The 21,199-nt window shown below is 64.9% G+C and carries 19 protein-coding genes; 12 read left to right on the top strand and 7 right to left on the bottom strand.

The features are described 5' to 3' along the window. Positions 1 to 8: 8 nt before the first annotated feature. Positions 9 to 863, bottom strand: a complete 855-nt coding sequence (locus K9F62_17395) for an HDOD domain-containing protein (GenBank protein UJX40454.1) — start codon at positions 861 to 863, stop codon at positions 9 to 11. After that, positions 860 to 1,336, bottom strand: coding sequence for a chemotaxis protein CheD (locus tag K9F62_17390; protein ID UJX40453.1), 477 nt, complete (start codon positions 1,334 to 1,336; stop codon positions 860 to 862). Before K9F62_17390 ends, K9F62_17395 begins: the two co-directional genes overlap by 4 nt. Before the next feature lie 217 nt (positions 1,337 to 1,553). Here K9F62_17390 and K9F62_17385 point away from each other — a divergent pair, with 217 nt between their 5' ends. The 8 genes from K9F62_17385 to dapB all read left to right on the top strand — a co-directional run bounded on the left by K9F62_17385 (position 1,554) and on the right by dapB (position 11,236). Next, positions 1,554 to 2,132, top strand: coding sequence for a DedA family protein (locus K9F62_17385; GenBank protein UJX40452.1), 579 nt, complete (start codon positions 1,554 to 1,556; stop codon positions 2,130 to 2,132). Positions 2,133 to 2,426: 294 nt separating this feature from the next. Further along, a complete protein-coding gene (locus K9F62_17380; GenBank protein ID UJX40451.1) occupies positions 2,427 to 4,250 on the top strand; it encodes a methyl-accepting chemotaxis protein in 1,824 nt (607 codons plus the stop codon). 39 nt (positions 4,251 to 4,289) lie between these two features. Next, a complete protein-coding gene (locus K9F62_17375; GenBank protein ID UJX40450.1) occupies positions 4,290 to 6,413 on the top strand; it encodes a chemotaxis protein CheA in 2,124 nt (707 codons plus the stop codon). A gap of 75 nt (positions 6,414 to 6,488) precedes the next feature. Then, positions 6,489 to 7,001, top strand: coding sequence for a chemotaxis protein CheW (locus tag K9F62_17370; GenBank protein ID UJX40449.1), 513 nt, complete (start codon positions 6,489 to 6,491; stop codon positions 6,999 to 7,001). 5 nt (positions 7,002 to 7,006) lie between these two features. Then, on the top strand, positions 7,007 to 7,867 hold the full coding sequence (locus K9F62_17365) for a chemotaxis protein CheR (protein UJX40448.1): 861 nt from the start codon (positions 7,007 to 7,009) through the stop codon (positions 7,865 to 7,867). Positions 7,868 to 7,898: 31 nt separating this feature from the next. Then, positions 7,899 to 8,972: a chemotaxis response regulator protein-glutamate methylesterase gene (locus tag K9F62_17360; GenBank protein UJX40447.1), complete on the top strand. Its 1,074-nt coding sequence runs from the start codon at positions 7,899 to 7,901 to the stop codon at positions 8,970 to 8,972. Between the two features lie 412 nt (positions 8,973 to 9,384). Next, positions 9,385 to 10,386 carry a hydrogenase expression/formation protein HypE gene (gene hypE / locus K9F62_17355; GenBank protein ID UJX40446.1) on the top strand — a complete coding sequence of 334 codons (1,002 nt, stop codon included), beginning with the start codon at positions 9,385 to 9,387 and terminating at the stop codon, positions 10,384 to 10,386. Positions 10,387 to 10,447: 61 nt separating this feature from the next. Next, entirely contained in the window at positions 10,448 to 11,236 is a 789-nt protein-coding gene (gene dapB, locus K9F62_17350) for a 4-hydroxy-tetrahydrodipicolinate reductase (GenBank protein ID UJX40445.1), read from the top strand. Between the two features lie 211 nt (positions 11,237 to 11,447). On the opposite strand, the gene K9F62_17345 is transcribed toward dapB, so the two are convergent. From K9F62_17345 to K9F62_17325, 5 genes are all read right to left on the bottom strand, one after another. Next, positions 11,448 to 13,328 carry a response regulator gene (locus tag K9F62_17345; GenBank protein ID UJX40444.1) on the bottom strand — a complete coding sequence of 627 codons (1,881 nt, stop codon included), beginning with the start codon at positions 13,326 to 13,328 and terminating at the stop codon, positions 11,448 to 11,450. A 7-nt stretch (positions 13,329 to 13,335) separates the two neighbouring features. Then, on the bottom strand, positions 13,336 to 14,766 hold the full coding sequence (locus K9F62_17340) for an RtcB family protein (protein UJX40443.1): 1,431 nt from the start codon (positions 14,764 to 14,766) through the stop codon (positions 13,336 to 13,338). A 70-nt stretch (positions 14,767 to 14,836) separates the two neighbouring features. Further along, positions 14,837 to 16,114: a hypothetical protein gene (locus K9F62_17335; GenBank protein ID UJX43237.1), complete on the bottom strand. Its 1,278-nt coding sequence runs from the start codon at positions 16,112 to 16,114 to the stop codon at positions 14,837 to 14,839. A gap of 123 nt (positions 16,115 to 16,237) precedes the next feature. Further along, positions 16,238 to 16,669, bottom strand: a complete 432-nt coding sequence (locus K9F62_17330; GenBank protein ID UJX43236.1) for an ACT domain-containing protein — start codon at positions 16,667 to 16,669, stop codon at positions 16,238 to 16,240. A gap of 36 nt (positions 16,670 to 16,705) precedes the next feature. Then, positions 16,706 to 18,007 (bottom strand): phenylacetate--CoA ligase, encoded by a 1,302-nt coding sequence (locus K9F62_17325; protein UJX40442.1) that lies wholly within the window; start codon positions 18,005 to 18,007, stop codon positions 16,706 to 16,708. Between the two features lie 219 nt (positions 18,008 to 18,226). Here K9F62_17325 and rsfS point away from each other — a divergent pair, with 219 nt between their 5' ends. The 4 genes from rsfS to K9F62_17305 are packed head-to-tail and all read left to right on the top strand — an operon-like array spanning position 18,227 to position 21,163. After that, positions 18,227 to 18,622, top strand: coding sequence for a ribosome silencing factor (gene rsfS, locus K9F62_17320; GenBank protein UJX40441.1), 396 nt, complete (start codon positions 18,227 to 18,229; stop codon positions 18,620 to 18,622). Beyond that, positions 18,622 to 20,157 carry a 2,3-bisphosphoglycerate-independent phosphoglycerate mutase gene (gene gpmI / locus K9F62_17315; protein ID UJX40440.1) on the top strand — a complete coding sequence of 512 codons (1,536 nt, stop codon included), beginning with the start codon at positions 18,622 to 18,624 and terminating at the stop codon, positions 20,155 to 20,157. Before rsfS ends, gpmI begins: the two co-directional genes overlap by 1 nt. Beyond that, positions 20,154 to 20,399, top strand: coding sequence for a hypothetical protein (locus K9F62_17310; protein UJX40439.1), 246 nt, complete (start codon positions 20,154 to 20,156; stop codon positions 20,397 to 20,399). The genes gpmI and K9F62_17310 overlap by 4 nt, the downstream gene beginning before the upstream one ends. A 50-nt stretch (positions 20,400 to 20,449) precedes the next feature. Next, positions 20,450 to 21,163 carry a site-2 protease family protein gene (locus K9F62_17305; protein ID UJX40438.1) on the top strand — a complete coding sequence of 238 codons (714 nt, stop codon included), beginning with the start codon at positions 20,450 to 20,452 and terminating at the stop codon, positions 21,161 to 21,163. The last annotated feature ends 36 nt before the right edge of the window (positions 21,164 to 21,199 follow it).

Genomic DNA, 21,199 nt, shown 5'->3' with positions numbered 1-21,199 from the left:
CTTCCCTGTTACAGCGTGTTTTTCATGAGAATGTCGCGCACCTCGGCGATGTGCTCGAGGATGGCGGCCATGACGTTTTCCATCTGGATGGGAGTGACGTCGAGGCGGGCGAACACGGACTCGGAAGGCGTGTACTGCATGCCGTCGATGCCCATGCCGATGCCGGTCATCTTGGCGATGACGTCGCCCACGTGCACGAGGTCCAGGGCCAGATCCGGCTCGGGGCAGTCGTCTGGCCGCAGGCGGTAGCGCACCACGTTGACGATGGGAATGGGGATGGACCAACGTTCGAGCAGCACGGCCCCGAGCTCGGCGTGGTTGATGCCGAGCACTTCCTCCTCGGCCTGCTCGAAGGATATCTGGCGTTCATGGGCCAGGGCCAGGATGGGCGCCGCGTCCACCTCCAGAAAGGAGCCGAGCACCGTCTTGCCGATATTGACGAGCAGGCCGGCCGTGAACGTGTGGGGCGGAGCGGTCAGGTCCAGTTCCCTGGCCAGGCTCTCGGAAGCCGTGGCCACGGCCACGGAATGTTCCAGCAGTTCTCCGGGGCGCAGGCCGTAGCCCTCGATGGCGTTGCGGGTCATGGGGGCGACCCCGGAGGCGATCACGAGCTGGTAGATCCGGTGCAGTCCCAGGCGCATCAGCGCCTCCTTGACCGAGCTTACCTTGCCGCCGGAACCGAAGAACGAGGAATTGGCCATGCGCAGCACGTTGACCGTGAGCCCCGGATCGTACTCGATGATGCGGGCCAGTTCGCGCAGGTCGGCCTTGGGGTTGCCGATATAGGTCAGAACCTTCTGCACGGGCATGGGCATCTGGGGGATGGCCGTGGCCTTTTGGATGATTTCCTCGCGTCGGCTCATAAGTCCCAGGACCTCCCGCAAGATGAGATCACAACCCTGCCCGTTTCCGTGAAAAGACGCATGGTGCGCGGAATGGTGCCGCCGACGTCCTCGGCGGCCAGGCGCATTTCATTGATCTGTAGCAGCTTTTTCAGTGCCGCGAAATTGTTGGCTCCCGTATCGAACTGGTTGGAAATATTCATCATCTTTCCACAACCAGCGGCCTTGAGGATCATGTTATCCCGGGTCGCGCCCCGACCGAACATGGCGCGCATCATTTGCGGTACGCCCAGGTTAACATACATGAAGGGGTTTTTGACAGGCCCCTTGGCACCGTCCCTGGCAACGGGCAGCAGGCAATGGATGAGCCCGGCCACGCCGACCGTGGGGTCGTAGACGGCAAGCCCCAGGCACGAGCCCAAAGCATGCGTGACAAGCACATCCCTGGCCCGGGTGGTGACCTTCATGTCGGAGATGCTGACGATGATCTCCATGGGCTGCGGCCTGCGTGGTCCTTGACGGCAAAATGGTTAAGGTCTTTTGAAATCCAGGGGATAAGCTTATCCGGAAAGCCGGACAAGGACAAGGTAGCGCCAGCCCCCGGGCCGTGCCGTCGCCCATGGTTGTGGACAGAATCCGGGCAAGCGCATACTTTCCCCAGGTTTTCGCAGACGCTGCGGAAATAGGGCAAAGGCCCATCAGGAGCCGGCGATGTCCATCGAATTTTTCAAACACATCATTGAGCAATACGGGTACCTCGCCCTTTTTATCGGCACGTTTCTCGAAGGGGAGACCATCCTGCTCCTGGCCGGATTCGCCGCCCAGTCACCGCAGTTCGGACTGGATTTGCGCTACGTGATTCTTTTCGCCTTCGCCGGCAGCCTGGCCGGGGACCAGACGGCCTTTTTCGTCGGCCGCCACTTCGGCCGCCGGTTGATCCAAAAAAGCGAGAAATGGCGGATACGGGCCGAGCGGGTCCATACCATGCTCAAAAAGTATCATGAAATCCTTATTCTCTCTTTCCGTTTTTTTTACGGCCTGCGCAACCTTACGCCGTTCGTCCTTGGCACGGCCGATATCACCGTGCGCAAGTTCTTCTTTTTAAACGCCATCGGTGCGGCCGTCTGGGCCGTGGCCTTCGCCATGGTGGGCTACGCGTTCGGCAGCATTCTGGAAAACGTGTTGATCCGGCTGATCGACAACGTGCACCACGCCGAGCTGGCCATATTGGGCTTGGCCGTCGTGGCCATCGTCGTCGTCTGGGTCGTCAAGCGGGTGCGCCGCCGCTAGCCTTGCGCCTGCAAGCTCCGGATGTTTTCTTCCTTTCCAACCTACTATTAGGTTGACGATACTGGCTATTTCAGGAGATTCGCGGGGAAAGCGGATCGCGCTCCACCGTGCAATGGCCAGAGGGGCGTGTTGCGCGACTTGTACGACGGCAAAGGAATCCTTTGAAATCCGCAAAAAAACGTGTAGTTTCTCCATGACCCCGGCATCTCGTCCGTGGGGGTTGTTTGGAAATGCGCGCGGCAGTGTCAAGCGCGAATGTCCGGCGTCGCTCTTCGTAAAGCCGAAGCGGCGGAGATGGGAATAATGGCTGATACCATGCACCACGCGCAGTCCACTCTCGACATGCTGCGTCAATGCCGCGCGGCTCTTGGCGGCATGGAACACGGCCTGTCGTCCCTCATGAAAGGGCGCGAACGGGATTTTCTCGGCCTTGGGGAAAACCTCATGGCCTTGCAATCGGGCTGCGAGGAGATCTCGCGCAATGCCCACGAGTTGGTGGAGCAGACCGCCGGCGCGGACATGCACGCCTCCCTTGGCCGCCTTTCCGGCGAGCTGACCGACCTGACCGATGTCTCGGCCAACGACGCCGGCCGCCGCAGCCTGGCTGACATTGAGAATGTCGGCAGGATCGTCGAGGAACTTTCCTCCATCACCGCGGCCTTTTCCAAGATCGTCAAGCACCTGAGCATGCTCGGCATCGCCACCCGCATCGAAAGCGCCCGCCTTGGCGCCGACGGACGCGGTTTTTCCACCCTGGCTGACGACGTGGAGAAGCTCGCCCATCTGATCGTGGACCACTGCGGGGCCATCGCCGCCAAGGTCGAGACCCTGCGCGGCCATGTGCACGCGGCCAAGGAACGGACCCGGGGCATCATCAAGGCCCAGGAGCACTGCTACGACGTCATTTCCCGGGAACTGACGTCCAATATCGAGAATGTGGCCGACATGGCCGAGCGTTCCGGTGTGGTCTCCCGCCAGCTGTCCCTGGCCGCCGGTGAGATAGAAACCGATATCGGCCAGGCGGTCAGGTCGCTGCAATCCCACGATATCGTCCGCCAGCAGATCGAGCATGCCGAACGCGCCCTCTCCGAGGTGTCCGGGCTGCTCGAAGCCGGTCCCAAGGACGACGACGATGGCGAGGACGCCAGGGACTTGGTGGCCTTTGTCGCCGACGTGCTCACCTTGCAGGATTCGCAACTGGATAGCGCTAATCACCATTTTTCCGAGGCGGCGGGGGTGTTGCGCGAAAGTCTCGCCTCCCTGGCCTCCCGCATCCGGGGCATCGGCGTGGACATCGCCGCTGTGGGCGGGAGGGCCGGCGAGGCCAGTCCTTTGGCCCGCGTGCAGGCGGGCATCGCCTCGGTCAAGGCCGAGCTGGGCGATTTCGCCGCCCAGGGGGAAGCGCTTGGCGGCATCATGGACTCGGTTGCCGCCACCATCACCGGCATGGGCGATTCCATTGAGGCCATCGAGGAGGTCGGGGCGGAAATCGAGTTGATCGCGCTCAATGCCAGCATCAAGGCCGCCCATACCGGCGAAGCCGGCGCGGCGCTCGGCGTGCTGGCCCTGGCCATCCAGCATCTGTCCGCCGACGCCAGGCGACAGACCGACGCCGTGGCCGCCATCCTCGGCGAGATTTCAAACGCCGCCAAGACGCTTCAGGACAACGCCGGCAAGCACAACGACCAGTCCGAGGCCTGGCGGGTGGTGGGCGAGCTCGACGCCGTCCTGGCCGACGTTTCGGTGACTGCGGAGAAGTGCCAGTCGCTTTTCGCCTTTCTGCGCGACGCCAGCGCCTCCCTCGGGACCCGGGCCGCCGAAGTGGGGCAGGGCATCGACTTCGACCGCGAGATCGGCTCCCGTCTGGCCGCCATCCGCCGGACGCTGGACGGGCAGGTGGCCAAGGCCCGGGAAATCGTGCCCGAAGGCGGGCAAGGCACCAGCACGCGCTTGCGCGAGCTGTACGATCGCTACACCATGGAGGCGGAGCGGGCCGTGCACGAAACGGCGTTTGGCTTGGCCCCGGTGGGGAAGAAAAAGGCCGATCCGGGTACGGCGGCCCCCGAGGCGGCGTCCACCGACGCAGGGGAATTCGGGGACAATGTCGAATTGTTTTAACCACGAACCCAAGGCGCAGGCTGGGAGGGGCGGTTGTCCATGAACACGCAGGAAGATGCCCACCGCGCCGCCTACCTGGAAGAAGCCCGGGAACTGCTTGCCGATCTGGAAGCATCGCTTCTGGAACTCGAGCGCACCCCGGACGACGCCGATCTGCTGCACAAAATTTTTCGCGCCCTGCATACCATCAAGGGCTCCGGGTCCATGTTCGGCTTCGACGACATCGCGGCCTTCACCCACGACGTGGAATCGGTTTTCGACCGCGTCCGAAACGGCCTGCTCGCGGTCAACGGCCGGCTGCTCGACCTGTCGCTGCGCGCCTGCGACCACATCAAAAGCCTGCTTTCCTCTGAAGACGAGGATGCGGCAACCCTTGACGCCGATGGGCGGGAAATCCTTGAGGGGTTTCGAGCCTTTGGCGGTGAAACGGCCAAGCCTGCCACCGAAGCGCCCCAGGCCGAGCCCGCTGCCCAGGCGTCCCCCGCCGCGGTGATGCGCATTTTCCGGCTGCGTTTCCAGCCCCATGCCGGCATGCTGGCCTCGGGCAACAATCCGCTGCACCTGCTCGAGGACGTCGCCGCTTTGGGCGATTGCCGCCTGTACGTCCATGTCGAGAATATCCCCCCCCTTGACGGTCTGGACCCGGAGGCCTGCCTGGCCTGGTGGGACTGCGTCATCCGCACCACGTCCGATGCGGCGGCCCTGACGGACGTGTTCGTGTTCGCCGAGGACGACTGCGAGCTTTCCGTGGAAGTCCTTGATGACGGTTGCGCCGTGAACGGGGAGCAGGTCCATTGCCGCCTGGGCGACATCCTGGTCGCCCGTGGCGACATCACCCCCGAGGATTTGGCCGAGGCGCTCTCCAGCCAGCGCCGCCTGGGCGACATTCTCAAAGACAAGGGGGTCGTCAGCAACGGGCAGGTGGCCTCGGCGCTGTCCGAGCAGGCCGCCGTGCGCGAGCTGGCCGTCAAGCATCATGAGCGCGCCGAAAAGACCTCGAGCATTCGCGTCGCCGCCGACAAGCTCGACGCCCTGGTCGACCTCGTGGGCGAACTGGTCATCGTCCAGGCCCAGATCCGGCAGGCCGTGGAGGAGCGGGGCGATCCGCTGCTGCGCTCCCTGGCCGAGCACCTGGAGCGCCTGGGCGACAGTTTGCGCGATTCCACCCTTTCCATCCGCATGCTGCCCATCGGAGCCACCTTCGGCAAGTTCCGCCGCCTGGTGCGGGACCTGACCGCGGAACTCGGCAAGGAGATCGAGCTCGTGACCACGGGCGAGGAGACCGAGCTCGACAAGACGGTCATCGAGCGCCTGGGCGATCCGCTGGTCCACCTTTTGCGCAACAGCATCGACCACGGCATCGAATCGCCCGAGGCCAGGGCAGCGGCGGGCAAGCCCGCGACCGGCGTCATCCGCCTGGGCGCCGCCCATGCCGGCGGCGAGGTGGTCATCACCGTGGCCGACGACGGTGCGGGACTTGATGCCGCCGCCATCCGTACCCGGGCCGAGGAGCGGGGACTTGTTCCCCCCGGCCTGGAGATGACCCCCAAGGAACTCTACAACCTCATTTTCCTGCCCGGCTTTTCCACGGCCAAGGCCGTTACCAGCATTTCCGGCCGGGGCGTGGGCATGGACGTGGTCAAAAGGGCCATCGAAACGCTTCGCGGCGTGGTCGAAATTGATTCCGAGCCCGGCCGGGGCACGACCATCACCGTGCGTCTGCCCCTGACGCTTGCCATCATCGACGGCTTGCAGGTGCAGGTGGGCGCGCAATATTATGTCCTGCCCCTGGCTTCGGTCGGGGAGTGCCTGGAGATGGCCCGCGAGCCCGGCAACGGCGGCGAAGCCGGGATGCTCAACATGCGCGGCGAGGTCGTGCCCTGCCTGCGGCTGCGCGACCTGTTCGCCATCGACGGTGCGCCGCCCGACATCGAGCCCATCGTCGTCGTGGCCGTCGACGGGATCAGGGTCGGGCTGGCCGTGGACCGGGTGATCGGGGAACATCAGACCGTGATCAAAAGCCTGGGACCGCTGTACCGCGACATCGGGGAGTTTTCCGGGGCAACCATACGGGGGGACGGTCGCCTGGCGCTGATCCTCGACGTGGCCGCCCTGGTGCGCCGGGCCGAATCCAGCGAGATCCGCCGGCCTGCCACCGTCTGACCGGAAGGCCGCCCATGGCCATCTGGGCCTATTTTTCAAGGGATGCGTCACGAACGCCGCCGCAGGGAGGAATACATGGCCGAGGCCGCAAGCTCAAACGACAACCAATACCTCACCTTCACCCTGGAACGGGAGCTCTTCGCCCTGGATATCGGCTCGGTGCGCGAGGTCCTGGAGCTGGTCAACATCACCCGCGTGCCGCGTACCCCGGAGTACATCCGTGGCGTGATCAATCTGCGCGGCCGGGCTGTGCCGGTGGTGGATCTCAAGCTCAAGTTCGGCATGGGCGCCACCGAACGCACGGTCAATACTTGCATCATCATCGTGGAGGTCGCTCTTGACGGCGAGTCCACGGTGCTCGGGGCCCTGGCCGACTCGGTCCAGGAAGTCTACGAGATGGAAACCGGGCAGATCGAGCCGGCTCCGCGCATGGGCACCCCGATCAGGGGCGAGTTCATCCGGGGCATCGGCAAATCCGGCGAGAAATTCATCATCATTCTCGACATCAACAAGGTTTTCACTTCCCTGGAACTGGCCGGGCTGACCCAGAGTCTCGGCGAAGTGGCCGCGGAAAACGGGGAGGCCTGATCCCCATGGCGGCTGTCGGCGTTCAGACCAGGGCCAGCGGCCTTGTGGCCATGACGGAGAAGGAATTCAAGAAGCTTAGCGAGTTCATCCATACCGAAGTCGGCATCAAGCTGCCGCCGTCCAAAAAGGTCATGGTCGAGGCCAGGCTGCAAAAGCGCCTGCGCACCCTCGGCATGTCCGGGTACCACGACTATTACGATTTCCTGTTCAGCCCCAGGGGGCTGGACGAGGAACTCGTGCACTTGATCGACGTCATCACCACCAATACCACGGAGTTTTTTCGTGAGCCGCGCCATTTCGAGGTCCTGACCCAGGACGTCCTGCCTACCTGGCGCGCCGCCTATGGCCCCTCGCGTCCGTTTCGCCTGTGGAGCGCCGGCTGCTCCACAGGCGAGGAACCCTACACGCTTTCCATCGTGTTGTCGGAATTCGCCCTGCGTACCCCGGGCTTCCGCTACGCCATCATGGCCACGGACATTTCGACCAGGGTGCTGGCCATGGCCAAAAATGGCGTCTATCCCGAGGAACGGCTGGCCAAGATGTCCCTGGATTTCAAGCGCCGCTATTTCCTGCGCAGCAAGGACCGGTCGAAAAAGCTCGTGCGCCTGATGCCCGAATTGCGCCGGGGCATCGACTTCAGACGCTTGAACTTCATGCAACCCTTTAGCTTTCCGGAACCCCTCGACACCATATTTTGCCGCAACGTCATGATCTATTTCGATCGGACGACCCAGGAGCAGTTGCTGCAGAAATTCTGCACCCAACTGCGTCGGGACGGGTTCCTTTTTATAGGCCATTCCGAGAGCCTCACCGGAATGGACTTGCCCTTGCGCCAGCACGCTCCAACGGTATATAAAAAGATTTAGCCGGTGCTCCAACCTGCAAAAGAGGCCGTCCGTGAAAAACACCATCAAAGTTCTCGTGGTGGACGATTCCGCGCTTGTCCGTCAGACGCTCACCGATATCCTGTCCTCGGATCCCGAAATTGAAGTCATCGGCGCGGCCGTCGATCCCTATGCCGCGGTCAAGCGCATGGAGATAGAGGCTCCGGACGTCATCACCCTCGATATCGAGATGCCGCGCATGGATGGCCTGACCTTTCTGCGCAAGATCATGACCCAGCACCCCATTCCGGTGGTCATCTGCTCGACGTTGACCGAATCCGGCTCGGAAACGACGCTCAAGGCCATGGAATACGGGGCCACGGATATCATCCTCAAGCCCAAGCTCGGCACCCGGCAATTTCTCGAGGAGTCGCGCATCCGGGTGGTGGACGCGGTCAAGGCGGCGGCCCGGGCCAAGATGAAAAGGCTCTTGCCCGTAAGCACGATGAAGGTCGCGCCCAAGCTCTCCGCCGATGTCGTGCTGCCGGGGCCGGTGGGGAAGGCCATGTTTCAGACCACCGAAAAGGTTGTTGCCGTGGGCGCTTCCACCGGCGGCACCGAGGCCTTGCGCGAATTCCTCGAAGCCATGCCCCAGAACTGTCCGGGCATCGCCATCGTCCAGCATATGCCCGAGCAGTTCACGGCCGCCTTTGCCAAACGGCTGGACGGGATCTGCCGCATCACGGTCAAGGAAGCGGCCGACAACGACACGATCTTGCGCGGCCAGGCGCTCATCGCCCCGGGCAACCGTCATATGCTGCTCAAGCGCAGCGGCGCGCGCTATTACGTCGAAATCAAGGACGGCCCGTTGGTGCGCCGCCATCGGCCGAGCGTTGACGTGCTTTTCCGTTCCGCCGCCCGCTACGCCGGGAAAAATGCCGTGGGCGTCATCATGACCGGCATGGGCGACGACGGGGCCACCGGTATGCAGGAGATGCACGACGCCGGGGCCTATACCATCGCCCAGGACGAGGCCTCCTGCGTGGTCTTCGGCATGCCCCAGGAAGCCATCAAGCTCGGTGGCGTGGACAAGGTCATGTCCCTCGGCGCCATCGCCGGCGAAGTGGTTCGCGCCTGCGCCGGGTAGGAGGGTGCAAGGCATGCCGGGGGGAAACTTTTCTGTAGAAAAGTTTCCCCCCGGGCCCCCTTTCCAAAGACTTTCAATAGTAACGAGATGTTTCCCGCACCACATCGCACAAGTTAAAAAGTTTAGGAAGGGGAGAGCGCGAGAGGGGAGAACCCTTTGCAAAAGGGTTTCCCCTCTCGCACTTTTTTTATCCTCTTCCTTTCCGCCTCATTGCCCTTCCCCAAACCCTCTGGAAACAATCCCGGTTTGGGGCTATGGTGCGGCCCTGACGCATATCGCGTCGTGACCGCAACCCAGGGCGGCGGGCCGGGACGCATTTTCCGAAAACCGTCGCGACAGGACGCGGGGCCGGGCGAACGCCTGCGCGCCGCATGCCTGCCTTCCCGCCCGCCGCAGCTCCAAAGGCCCAACCATGGATAAGGTATTGCTCGACTACGGCAGCGGGGGGCGGGCCTCGCAGCGCATCATCAACGACTTGTTCTTCCGCCATCTCGGCAACGACATCCTGGCCCGCATGGACGACGCCGCCGTACTTTCCGTCAAAGGCCCCATCGCCATGAGCACGGACAGCTTCGTGGTCGATCCGGTTTTTTTCCCGGGCGGCGACATCGGCTCACTGGCCGTGCACGGCACGGTCAACGACGTGTCCATGATGGGCGCGCGACCGCTTTATCTGACCTGCGGCTTCATCCTCGAAGAAGGCCTGCCCATGGCCGATCTCGAACGCATCGTGGCCTCCATGGGCGAGGCGGCCCGCAAGGCCGGGGTGCGCATCGTGGCCGGCGACACCAAGGTCGTGCCCAAGGGCGCGGCGGACAAGATCTTCATCAACACGGCCGGCATTGGCGAAATTCAGGTCGATCCGGCCCCGAGCGGCCACCGGGCCGCCGTCGGCGACGCGGTGCTGATTTCCGGCTCCATGGGCGATCATGGCCTGGCCATCCTGTCCACCCGCGAGGGGCTGTCCTTCGATGCGCCGGTGGTCAGCGACAGCGCCTCCCTGGCCGGAATGGTGTCCCGGTTGCTCGAAGGACTGCCGGACGTGCACGTGCTGCGCGACCCGACGCGCGGCGGGCTGGCCACCACGTTAAACGAGATCGCCGGCCAGTCCGGGGTCGGCATCGAGCTGGACGAGAACACCATCCCCGTGGACCCGGCCGTGACCGGCGGCTGCGCCGTGCTCGGGCTCGATCCCCTGTACCTGGCCAACGAGGGCAAGTGCATCTGCATCGTGCCCGGGGCCGATGCCGAGGCGGCCTTGCAGGTGCTGCGGTCCGATCCCCTGGGCGGAAAAGCGGCCATCATCGGCCGGGTCGTGTCCGACCATCCCGGCAAGGTGGCCATGATTACGCCGCTTGGCGGGAAAAGGCTTCTCGGCATGCTCGAAGGCGAGCAACTGCCCCGTATCTGCTGACGCCGTCCGGCGGGCGGCGCCTGTGGCGGCAGCAACACTTTGACCCGATGGGAGCGCGAACATGAGCGTGTGCGATGTGGTGATCATGGGGGCCATGGGGCGCATGGGCGCGACCCTGGCCCGGCTGGCCAAGGCCGATCCGGACAACTACCGTCTGGCCGGGGCGCTGGAACGCAGCGGCTGCACCGATGGGTTGGCCGGGCTCGAATGCGCCGTGGGCGACGATCTGGCGACTGTTCTGGCCAAATGCCCGGGCGCGGTGGTGATCGACTTCACGGCTCCCCAGGCCAGTGTGGCCTCGGCGGAAATCGCGGCCAAGGCCGGCAACCCCATGGTCATCGGCACCACGGGGCTCTCCCCCGAACAGACGGCCGCCCTGGCCCGGTCGGCGGAAAAAACGCCTATTTTTTTCGCCCCCAACATGAGCGTGGGCCTCAACGTGCTCCTCACCGTGCTGCCCGATCTCGTGCGCAAGCTCGGCCCCGCCTATAACCTCGAGGTCATGGAAATCCACCACAACCGGAAAGCCGACGCGCCGAGCGGCACGGCCATCAAGCTCGGCCAGTGCCTGGCCTCGGCCCGGGGCCAGGAGTACGACGCGGTCAAGCGCCATACCCGCGACGGCATCATCGGGCCGCGCACCCAGGACGAAATCGGCGTGGCGGCGCTTCGCGGCGGTGATGTGGTGGGGGATCATACCGTCTATTTCTTCGGCCCCGGCGAACGCATCGAAGTGACGCACCGGGTGGGCAACCGGGAAACCTTCGCCCAGGGAGCCCTGCGGGCCGCCGCCTGGGTGCGGCGGCAAAAGCCCGGCAAACTCTACGCCATGGCCGACATGTTGGCGTAGGGAAGGGCAGGGGAGAAGCGTGAAGAACGTGCGAGAGGGGAAACCCTTTGAAAAGGGTTCTCCCCTCTCGCGCTCTCCCCATCCTAAACTTTTTACCTTTCGCGATGTGGTGCGGGAAACATCCCATTCCTATTGAAAGTCTTTGGAAAGGGGGTCTGGGGGAAAACTTTTCTTCAGAAAAGTTTTCCCCCAGCGGCTTCAATTCTCCTGTCTAAGCGGCCGAGACGGCGAGCTTCTCGCGCATGGCCCGCACCACGTCGCGCAGGGCCGCCTCCACGGCATCGAAGGCATGAGCGGCTCCTTTCGCGTCCGCGGCCTTGGCCGTTCGTTCCAGAGCGTGGCTGGCCTCACGCAACAGCGGCGTGCACATGGTGGCGGCGGCACCCTTGAGCGAGTGGGCCATGAAGGCCAACTGGTCGAAGTCGGCCAGGGCCAGCGCCTCGCGCATGGATTCCAGGTTGACCGGCTGTTCGGCCACGAAGGCCGCAAAAAGCTTCATGAGAAATCCGGTGTTGCCCCGGGCCTTGGTGAGAAGTTCGGACCATTCGAGGCTGCCGGCATCGGCCGGCATGGGGGCTGCCGGAGCCACCTCCTGTGCGGTCGTGGCTTGACGTCCCATGGCCCGCGACAGGGCCGTGGCCAGGCTTTCGGGGCTGACGGGCTTGCTCAGATATTCGTTCATGCCGGCACGCAGGAACGTCTCACGGTCTCCCTTGAGGGCATGGGCGGTCAGCGCCACGATGGGGATCTGCGGGTCGAAGTCCCCGGTCTTGTCCTGACGGATGGCCCGCGTCGCCTCCAACCCGTCCATCTCCGGCATCTGGATGTCCATGAGGATGATGTCGAAGCGCCGCCGTCGCAGCACCTCCAGGGCCCGGCGGCCGGTATGGGCCACCGCCACCTGGTGCCCATCCATTTCCAGCAGTTCCTGGGCATAGATCTGGTTGATGGGGTTGTCCTCGGCCAGCAGGATGGTCAGGGGACGGGATGGGGCCGTCCGGGGGGACACCACGGTGTCGGGGGCGTTCTCGTCGTGGTCGGCGGGCAAGCCGAAATCGATGGTGCATGAAAAGACGCTGCCTTGCCCCTCTTCGCTTTCCACGTCGTAGACGCCGCCTTGCATCTCGACCAGGTGCCGCACGATGGCCAGCCCCAGCCCCGCGCCCTGGTAGCGCCGGGCCGGCGACACGTCGGCCTGGGTGAAGCTGTCGAAAATGGCCTGGATCTTGTCGCGCGGGATGCCGATGCCGGTGTCGCGCACGGCGAAGCGCAGCCGCACCTTGCCTGGGAGGGAGGTATCCTGTTCCGGACACACGGCCAGGACGACGCTGCCGGAGTCGGTGAACTTGACCGCGTTGCCGACGAGATTGATGAGAATCTGACGCAGCCGGCTGGCGTCGCCGACGAGATTCTGGGGCACCTCGCCGAGAAAACGGTATTCCAGGGACAGGCCTTTTTTGACGGCCAGGGGACGAAAGACGCTGACCGCCTCCTCCACCGTGGCGAACAGGTCGAACGGCGTCTTGGCCAATTCGAGCGCGCCGACCTCGATGCGGGCGTAGTCCACGATGTCGTTGAGCACGGTCAAAAGCGATTGGGCCGAGTGGCGGGCCATTTCCAGATACTCGCGCTGCTTGGAGGTCAGCTCCGTGGCCAGGGTCAGCTCGGTCATGCCCAGGATGCCGATCATGGGCGTGCGGATTTCATGGGTGATGTTGGCCAGGAAATTGCTTTTGGCGCGTTCACCGGCCAGGGCGGCCTCATGGGCGGCGGCCAGCGCCGTCCTGGCCTCCCGCAGTTCGGTGACGTCGCGAAGCCATACGCGGGTGAGCGGCAGCCCCACCTCGCCCAGGCTTTCCTGGCGCATGAGCGCCGTACGGGACGTTGTCGCAATGGTGACCTCGGTGCCGCCCGGCGACGCGCCGAGGGGAATGCCGAAGGGAAGGCCCGTCAACTGGTTGGATGGCGTGCCGAAGAGCGCGCTGGCGGCGTCGGTGGCGTGGAGAATGATGCCGCTTTCATCCAAGAGGAGCAGGGCGTCACCGGTCAGGCGGCCCAGAATGTCGGTGTCGCGAATCAGTTGTTCGGGCATGGGTGACTCATCCCTTGATGCAGGCCAGGGGGCGGATCCTGGCGGTTTTGACGGCGAGACCCAGGCCATGGGCCGCCTGGACCACTTCCTCGATGTCCTTGTAGGCTTGGGGCGCTTCCTCGCCAAGTCCGCGCAGGTCGTGGGCGCGAAGGCTGATGCCTTTTGCCGTCAGGTCGGCAAGGACGCTACGGCCGGGAAAGCGCTTGACCGCCTGCTTGCGTCCGAGTGTCCGGCCCGCGCCGTGGCAGGCCGAGGTCAAGGCGGCGGGCGGCGAGGCGTCTGTCCCGGACAAAATGTAGGAGGCGGTGCCCATGCTGCCCCCGACCAGCACCGGCTGTCCCACGCCCCGGAAGGGTTGGGGCAGGTCGGGGTGGCTCGGTCCCAAGGCCCGGGTCGCGCCTTTGCGGTGGACGTAAAGTTTCCGGACGCCATGTGGCGTGGGATGGCGTTCGACCTTGCAGGTGTTGTGGGAGACGTCGTAGAGCAGGCGCAGGCGGCAGCCGGGAAAAAGCGCGGCAAAGACCTCGCGCACGAGATGGGTGATGACCTGCCGGCCGGCCAGGGCGCAGTTGATGGCCGCGCGCATGGCCCCGAGATAGCGTGCACCTTCGGGCGATGCGATGGGGGCGCAGGCCAGGTCCGGATCGGGCAGGGCAATGCCGTGGCGCGGCGCGGCTTGGCGCATGATGGCCATATGGTCCGTGGCCACTTGGTGTCCCAGGCCCCGGGAGCCGCAATGGATCGAAACCACGATCTGGTCCGGGCGCAGCCCATAGGCGGTCGCCGCACGCGCGTCGCAGATTTCCTCCACCCGCTGCACTTCGAGATAGTGATTGCCGCAGCCCAGCGTGCCGAGCGCATCGCGCTGGCGCTCCCGGGCGCGCGGTGAAACGGCTTCGGGATCGGCCCCGTCCATGCGGCCGCCTTCCTCGCAACGCGCGATATCCCCGGCCTCGCCGTAGCCTTCGGTCACGGCCCAGGCCGCGCCGCCCGCGAGCATCCGGTCCATGTCGCGATCCGACAGGCGAAGCCCGCCCGTGCTGCCCAGGCCGGCCGGGATCCGTGCGAAAAGCGCGTCGGCCAGGGCTTCCCGTACCGGAGCCACGTCCGCCGTGTCGAGGTCGGTCAGCAGGGTGCGCACGCCGCAGGCGATGTCGAAGCCCACGCCGCCGGCGCTGACCACGCCCCCGGCCTCAGGATCGAAGGCGGCCACGCAGCCGATGGGAAAGCCGTAACCCGGATGGGTATCGGGCATGGCGGCAACGGGCGCGGCCACTCCGGGTAGGCTGGCCACGTTGCGCAGTTGGGTCAGCACCTCTTCCTCCACCGCGTCGATGAGCGGGGGCGAGCCGAAGAGCAGGCAGGGCACGCGCATGGCGCCCGAGGGCGCAAGCTCCCAGACCAGCGCCTCCCGGCGCGTCAGATTACGGCCTTTCATGCGTCGTTCCCGTCCCCGTGACTCCATACTTCCCTATAGGGAAATGTTAGGGCACGGAGCGGGAACTTTGTCAAGGCATTGGGGCCTTGGGCGCTTTGGCAGTGGACGCATCCGGGGGAAAGGCGGTGCACATGGCCCTGACCACGGCCGCGTTGCCGACGGGTGTGAGATGGGAATCCGTGGGCCAGTAGTAGAGCCCGACGTCCGGGGCGCTCATGAAGGGACGCAGCATATCCAGGGTCGGGAGGCCGGCCTGGTCGAGCAGCAAGCCGACAAGGCCGTGCAGGGCATTGAGGTTTCGCGTCTCGTCGCCGGCCTTGGCCGCGAACTCGCTGCGCGCCGGCACGGCCTTGAAGTCGATGTCCGGATAGAGCGCCTGCAAGGCGGTGGGAATCAGGACCACGTACAGTTTCAGGTGCTCCTGCCGCGCCAGTTGCCGCAGCTGCGCCAGGACGTCGGCCACCTGCTTCTCCTCGCGCGGGCCGAACCAGGCGGTGTCGGCAAAGGTGCGGTAGAAGGGGTGGAAGGCGAACGGCAGCCCGCGTTGGGTGGGCACGGACAGGGGCACGGGATAATAGCCGTGGGTGTCGACGGTCGGCTTGGGACCGGCGGCGAGCGCCTGTCCCGAACCCCGGCTGGCATCGCGCAGGAAGCGCACCAGCCGGCGCAGGGTGAGGAGCTTCAAATGCCGCGACAGCCCGAGGTTGTCCTCGGCCACCCGGGAAAGGTAGACGAACAGGTCCGCCGACACGTCGTTGCCGATGTAAAGGAGCACGAAGACCGTGTCCCCGCCGAAATGCTCGGGCGAGCCCACGGGGGCCTGCTCGGTCAGCCGGCGCAGGATGTCGCGGTATTGGGGGAGCCCGTAGCCGTTCTTGCAGGCCGCGTAGACGGGCTTTCCGGTAGCTTTTTCGTACAGGGCCGGGATGGAGGCCGCCGAGCCCGAGCCTGCGCCGTAGCAGAACGAATCGCCGATAAAAAGGACGCTGGCGTCGCGGGGCATGCGGCTGTTCCACCAGCCCAGGGCGTCGGTGCCGGATACGGTCAGGGACGGCGGATCGGGCAGGTACATGCCGTAGGCCCGGTAGGCGTCATCGGCGGTGCCGGGACGTGGCGGCAGCCCGGGCTGGTTGACGTAGCCGTGGAGCCACGGCCGATAGCGCGGGTTGGTGTCCGGGTTGAACACGCCGTAGGAATAGAGCAGTTCCCTGTGCTTGGGCGAAAAAAGGTGGGTTCGCGGTACAAGGCGATAAAGGCCGGCGTCCAGGGCCACGAGGGCCAGGTAGAACACGGCGGCGAAACAAGCCACGCCGACAAGCCGGCGCGACAGCCGATGGCAAAACGTCATTTTGGGCATATGGAACGCGTGGGCGGGCAGGCCCGGTGCAATGCGGGGGCGAAGCGGAAGGAAGGATTCGCAGCCGTTTCGTCCCCGCGGCAATGCCGTCCCGGCGGGACCGGGACGTGATCGTCAGATCTTGTAGAGTTTATCCCCGGGGATGATGTTGATGTTGTTTTTCTGCAAGAGTTCAATGGCCTGATCGGTGCGGTCGAAGCGGACGATGATGACCGCCGAATGCTCGCACTGGTGCACGAAGGCGTACATGTATTCCACATTGATGCCGCCGTTGCAGAGCATTTGCAGCATGGAATGCAGGCCGCCGGGGGAATCCGGGACTTCCACGGCCACCACGGCGTTTCTGCCCACGGTGAATCCGTGTTCCTTAAGGGCGACCTTGGCTTTCTCGTGGTCGCTGACGATCAGGCGCAGGATGCCGAAATCCGAGGTGTCGGCCAGGGACAGGGCCCGGATGTTGATGCCGGCCTCGGCCAGGACACGGGTCACTTCCTCCAGGCGTCCGGCGCGGTTTTCCAGGAAAATGGAAATCTGTTCGGCTTTTATCATGGCGTATCCCTCCGGATGGCGGGTTGAAAACCGTTAGGCGTGGCGCAGGTCCACAACGCGTTTGGCCTTGCCTTCCGAGCGCTGGATGCTCCGTGGTTCGACAAGCTTGACCACAGTGGTGACCCCCAGGAACTCCTTGATGTTCTTCTGGATCTTCGCTTCCAGGCGCTGGAGTTTCCGGATTTCGTCGGAAAAAAGCTTCTCATCCACTTCCACCTGAACGGTCAGTGTGTCAAGGTTGCCCTCACGCTCGACCACGAGCTGGTAGTAGGGGGAGAGGCCTTCGGTCTCGAGCAGGATGCTTTCGATCTGGGACGGGAACACGTTGACCCCGCGGATGATCAGCATATCGTCGCTTCGGCCCTGGACGCGGATCATGCGGGCGGTGGTGCGGCCGCACTTGCAGGGCGTGTAGTTGAGGGAGGTGATGTCGCGGGTGCGGTAGCGGATCAGCGGCTGGGCTTCCTTGGTCAGGGTGGTGATGACCAGCTCGCCGGGCTGTCCCGGGGGCAGAGGCTCGAGCGTCACCGGGTCGATGACCTCGCACAGGAAATGGTCTTCCTGCAAGTGCGCCCCCTGTTGGGCTTCGGTGCACTCGATGCCGACCCCCGGCCCCATGACCTCGGACAGGCCGTAGATGTCGATGGCCTTGATGCCCATCTTCGTCTCGATTTCGCGGCGCATCTCGTTGGTCCAGGGCTCGGCTCCGAACACGCCGATGCGCAGCGGCAGATCCTTGATATCGATGCCGGCCTCGAGGGCTGTTTCGTAGAGCACCAGGCTGTAGGAGGGGGTGCAGCAGATGACCGTGGCCCCGAAATCCCGCAGCAGCATGGCCTGCCGCCGGGTGCCGCCGCCGGAAACCGGCACCGTGGTCGCGCCGAGGCGCTCGGCGCCGTAGTGGGCGCCAAGGCCGCCGGTGAAAAGGCCGTAGCCGTAGGCCACGTGAATGATGTCGCGGCGGGTGGCCCCGGCCGCCGTCAGGGACCGGGCCATCATGGTGGCCCAGTTGGTCACGTCGCGCTGGGTGTAGCCGGTCACGGTGGCCTTGCCGGTGGTGCCGGAGGAAGCGTGGATGCGCACCACGTTGTCCTTGGGCACGGCGAACAGCCCGAAGGGATAATGGTTGCGCAGGTCCTGCTTTTCGGTAAACGGCAGGTAGCGCACGTCGGCCAGGCTCTTGATGTCGGCCGGGGTGATCCCAGCTTCGTCGAAGGCCTTTCGGTAAAAGGCCACGTTGGCGTAGACCCGCTCGCATTGGATCCTGAGGCGTCGCAGCTGGATGGCCTCAAGCTCGTCGCGGGGCAGGGTTTCGATATCCATGTCGAAAATCATGCGGCTTCCTCCAGATGACGGCCAAGGAAGGGATGGCTTGGCGCGCCCAATGGGATTACCTGCCCGAAAGCCGCCCGGGGCGTCAAGAGAGGGCCGCGAAAAAGGGAACTCGTCGGCCGTGCCATTTGCGGGTGCGGCGCAAATCGGATAAACCACCGTGGTTTCCCGCTATCGCCGGTATGGCCTGGTCGCGGGAGACACGTACGCTCCGGAGATAAAATGCCTGAAATCACATCCGACAAGAACCTCGACGCCGTGCAGAAGGCCGTTATGGTCGCCGGCTGGCTGGCCGAGAAAAAGGCCAGGAACATCCTGGCCCTCGACGTCGCGTCCATCAACCCCGTGTGCGAGGCCATGGTCGTGGCCTCGGCCGTCAGCGCCCGCCAGGCCAAGGCCCTCGCCGACCATGTGCTGGAACAGTGCGGCACGCACGGCTTTTCCTACCTCGGTATGGAGGGCTACCGCCATGGCCAATGGGTGCTGCTCGATTTGAACGATGTCATGGTGCACATCTTCCAGGAAGACCTGCGCCCCTTCTACAACATCGAAGGACTGTGGTCGGAGGGCCAGCGTATCGCCCTGTCCGCTCCGGCCGCCGACGAAACCAAGCCGTAATGAAACCGACTCCCACGCTTCTGCTCATTCTCGACGGCTGGGGGCTGGCCTCGGCCGGCCCCGGCAATGCCGTGACCGAAGCCGGCATGCCGACCCTCGACCGGTTGCTCGATACATATCCGTCCACCACCCTGGCCTGTTCGGGCCGGGCCGTGGGGCTGCCGGACGGGTTCATGGGCAACTCCGAGGTCGGCCACATGAATATCGGCGCGGGCCGGGTGGTCTACCAGGACATGACCCGCATCGACATGGCCGTGGAGCAGGGGGGGCTTGCCGCCAACCCCGTCCTGGCCGACCTGGCCAGGGCCTCCCTGGCCGCCGGCGGGCGCGTCCATCTCATGGGCCTCGTCTCGGACGGCGGGGTGCACAGCCACATCCGGCACCTTAAAGCCTTGGTTGAGACTTTTATTGCCCTTGGCCAGCGCGATATTCTCGTGCACGCCTTTCTCGACGGCCGCGACACGCCGCCCCAAAGCGGCGCGGGCTACGTGGCCGGGCTCGAAGCTTTTTTGCGCGAAACCGGGGCCGGCCGCATCGCCAGCCTCACCGGGCGTTTTTACGCCATGGACCGCGACAAGCGTTTCGACCGGGTGGCCGAGGCCTATGCCGGCCTGACCGAAGGCGTGGGCGAATCCTTTGCCGATCCCATTGCGGCGGTCAAAGCCGCTTACGACGCTGGCCAGACCGATGAATTCGTCAAGCCCCGGGTGCTTACCGGCGGGGACGGGGTGATCCGCGACGGTGACGCCGTGTTCTTTTTCAACTTCCGGGCCGACCGGGCCAGGGAGATCACGGCGGCGCTGACCCGCGACGATTTTGACGGCTTTGCCCGCAATATGCGGCCGAAGCTTTCGGGTTTCGCCACCATGACTGAATACGACAGCGCGTTTAAGCTGCCCGTGGCCTTTGCCCCGGAAAGCCTCACCGACGTTTTGGGCGAGGTCTATTCCCGGGAAGGGCTCACCCAGCTGCGCCTGGCCGAGACAGAGAAATACGCCCACGTCACCTATTTCATGAACTGCGGCCGCGAAGAGCCTTTTCCGGGCGAGGAGCGCATCCTCGTTCCGTCGCCGCGCGACGTGGCCACCTACGACCTCAAGCCCGAGATGAGCGCCATGGCCGTCACCGATGCATTTCTGGCCTCCATGGACAAGGGGCATAGCCTCTCCATCGTCAATCTGGCCAACTGCGACATGGTCGGCCACACCGGGATTCTCGAGGCGGCCAAGACGGCCGTGCGCACAGTCGACGCCTGCGTGGCCCGCATCGCTGCGGCTGTCGCCGACGCCGGCTGGCGCATGTTCGTCACCGCCGACCACGGCAACGCCGAGGAGATGATCGCCCCGGACGGCGGCCCCATGACCGCCCACACCCTCAATCCGGTGCGCCTCATCCTTGTCGATCCGGCGAAAAAGGGTGGCCGGCTCTCTCCGGGCAGGCTCGGCGACATCGCCCCCACGCTGCTGACCCTGGCCGGACTGCCCGTGCCGGCGGCCATGAGCGGAAACTGTCTTTTTGCGGAGCAGGGTTCATGAGCAACGAGTCGCGAAAGCCCCTCACCCCGGCCAAGCCCGTCGGGGTGGAACTGGTGTTTCTCTATCCGTGTCCCTTCTGCCACCGCGAGGTGCCGGTGGTGGCTCCGGTCAAGCCCGCCATGATCGCCTGCGACGCCTGCCGGAACCGGTTCCCCATCGTGCCGGTGGACGATCGTTCGGTGCGCTTCGTCAAGGTGATGCTGGCCGGCGGCAAGGCGGCCGTGGACCCGGATTTCATCTGACGGGTCGCCGCTAGGCTTTTTCGGGCGCACCGTCGTAACGGAGGCTTGCCATGCCCTACGTCGCTGTCATCGCGCTGTTGGCGATACTCGTCTTCATCCACGAACTGGGCCACTTTCTGGCCGCCAAGGCCCTTGGCCTGCCGGTCGCTCGGTTTTCCCTGGGCTTCGGGCCGGTGTTGTGGAGCCGGTCGTTTGGCGGCACCCGCTATTGCCTGTCCGCCGTGCCCCTTGGCGGCTATGTGCTGCTCGACCTGATCGATTCCCGCGATTACCTTGCCCGCCCCCTGGCGGCGCGTCTGCTTTTCTCCCTGGCCGGTCCATTGGCCAATGTGCTTGCCGCCTGCGGCTGTTATGGCGTGGCCTGCTTTCTGACTCCCGGCGCGCACGGCCTTGCCGCGCTGTGGCAGCCGTTCGTCTGGACGGCCAAAAGCGCGGGGCTGATCCTGTCGTCCATTCCGGAACTGTTTCGCCACGCCGGGGAACTCAGCAGCCTTGTCGGCATCGTGGCCGAAGGCGGGCGGTATGTACGGGGCGAGACGGTCCGGCTGTTTTTATTCGGCGGCTATCTCTCCATGAGCCTGGCCGTTTTCAACCTGCTCCCCCTGCCGCCCCTCGACGGCGGCAAGATCGTATTCGATAGCCTCGAGCGCTGCGCTTCCCGCTTCGCCCGCTTCTACCTACCCTCGGCGGTCTGCGGCTGGCTGGTCCTTATTGCGCTCATGGTTTACGCCACGGCGAACGACATCGTAAAATATCTGGCCTGAGTCCCGATCGGGAAATGGCTCCGGCTATGCGCCCCA

The organism is Desulfovibrio sp. JY, from assembly GCA_021730285.1.
GTDB lineage: Bacteria > Desulfobacterota > Desulfovibrionia > Desulfovibrionales > Desulfovibrionaceae > Solidesulfovibrio.
Note: the sequence above shows the minus strand (reverse complement) of the source record. Positions and strands in the feature narration are given on the sequence as shown.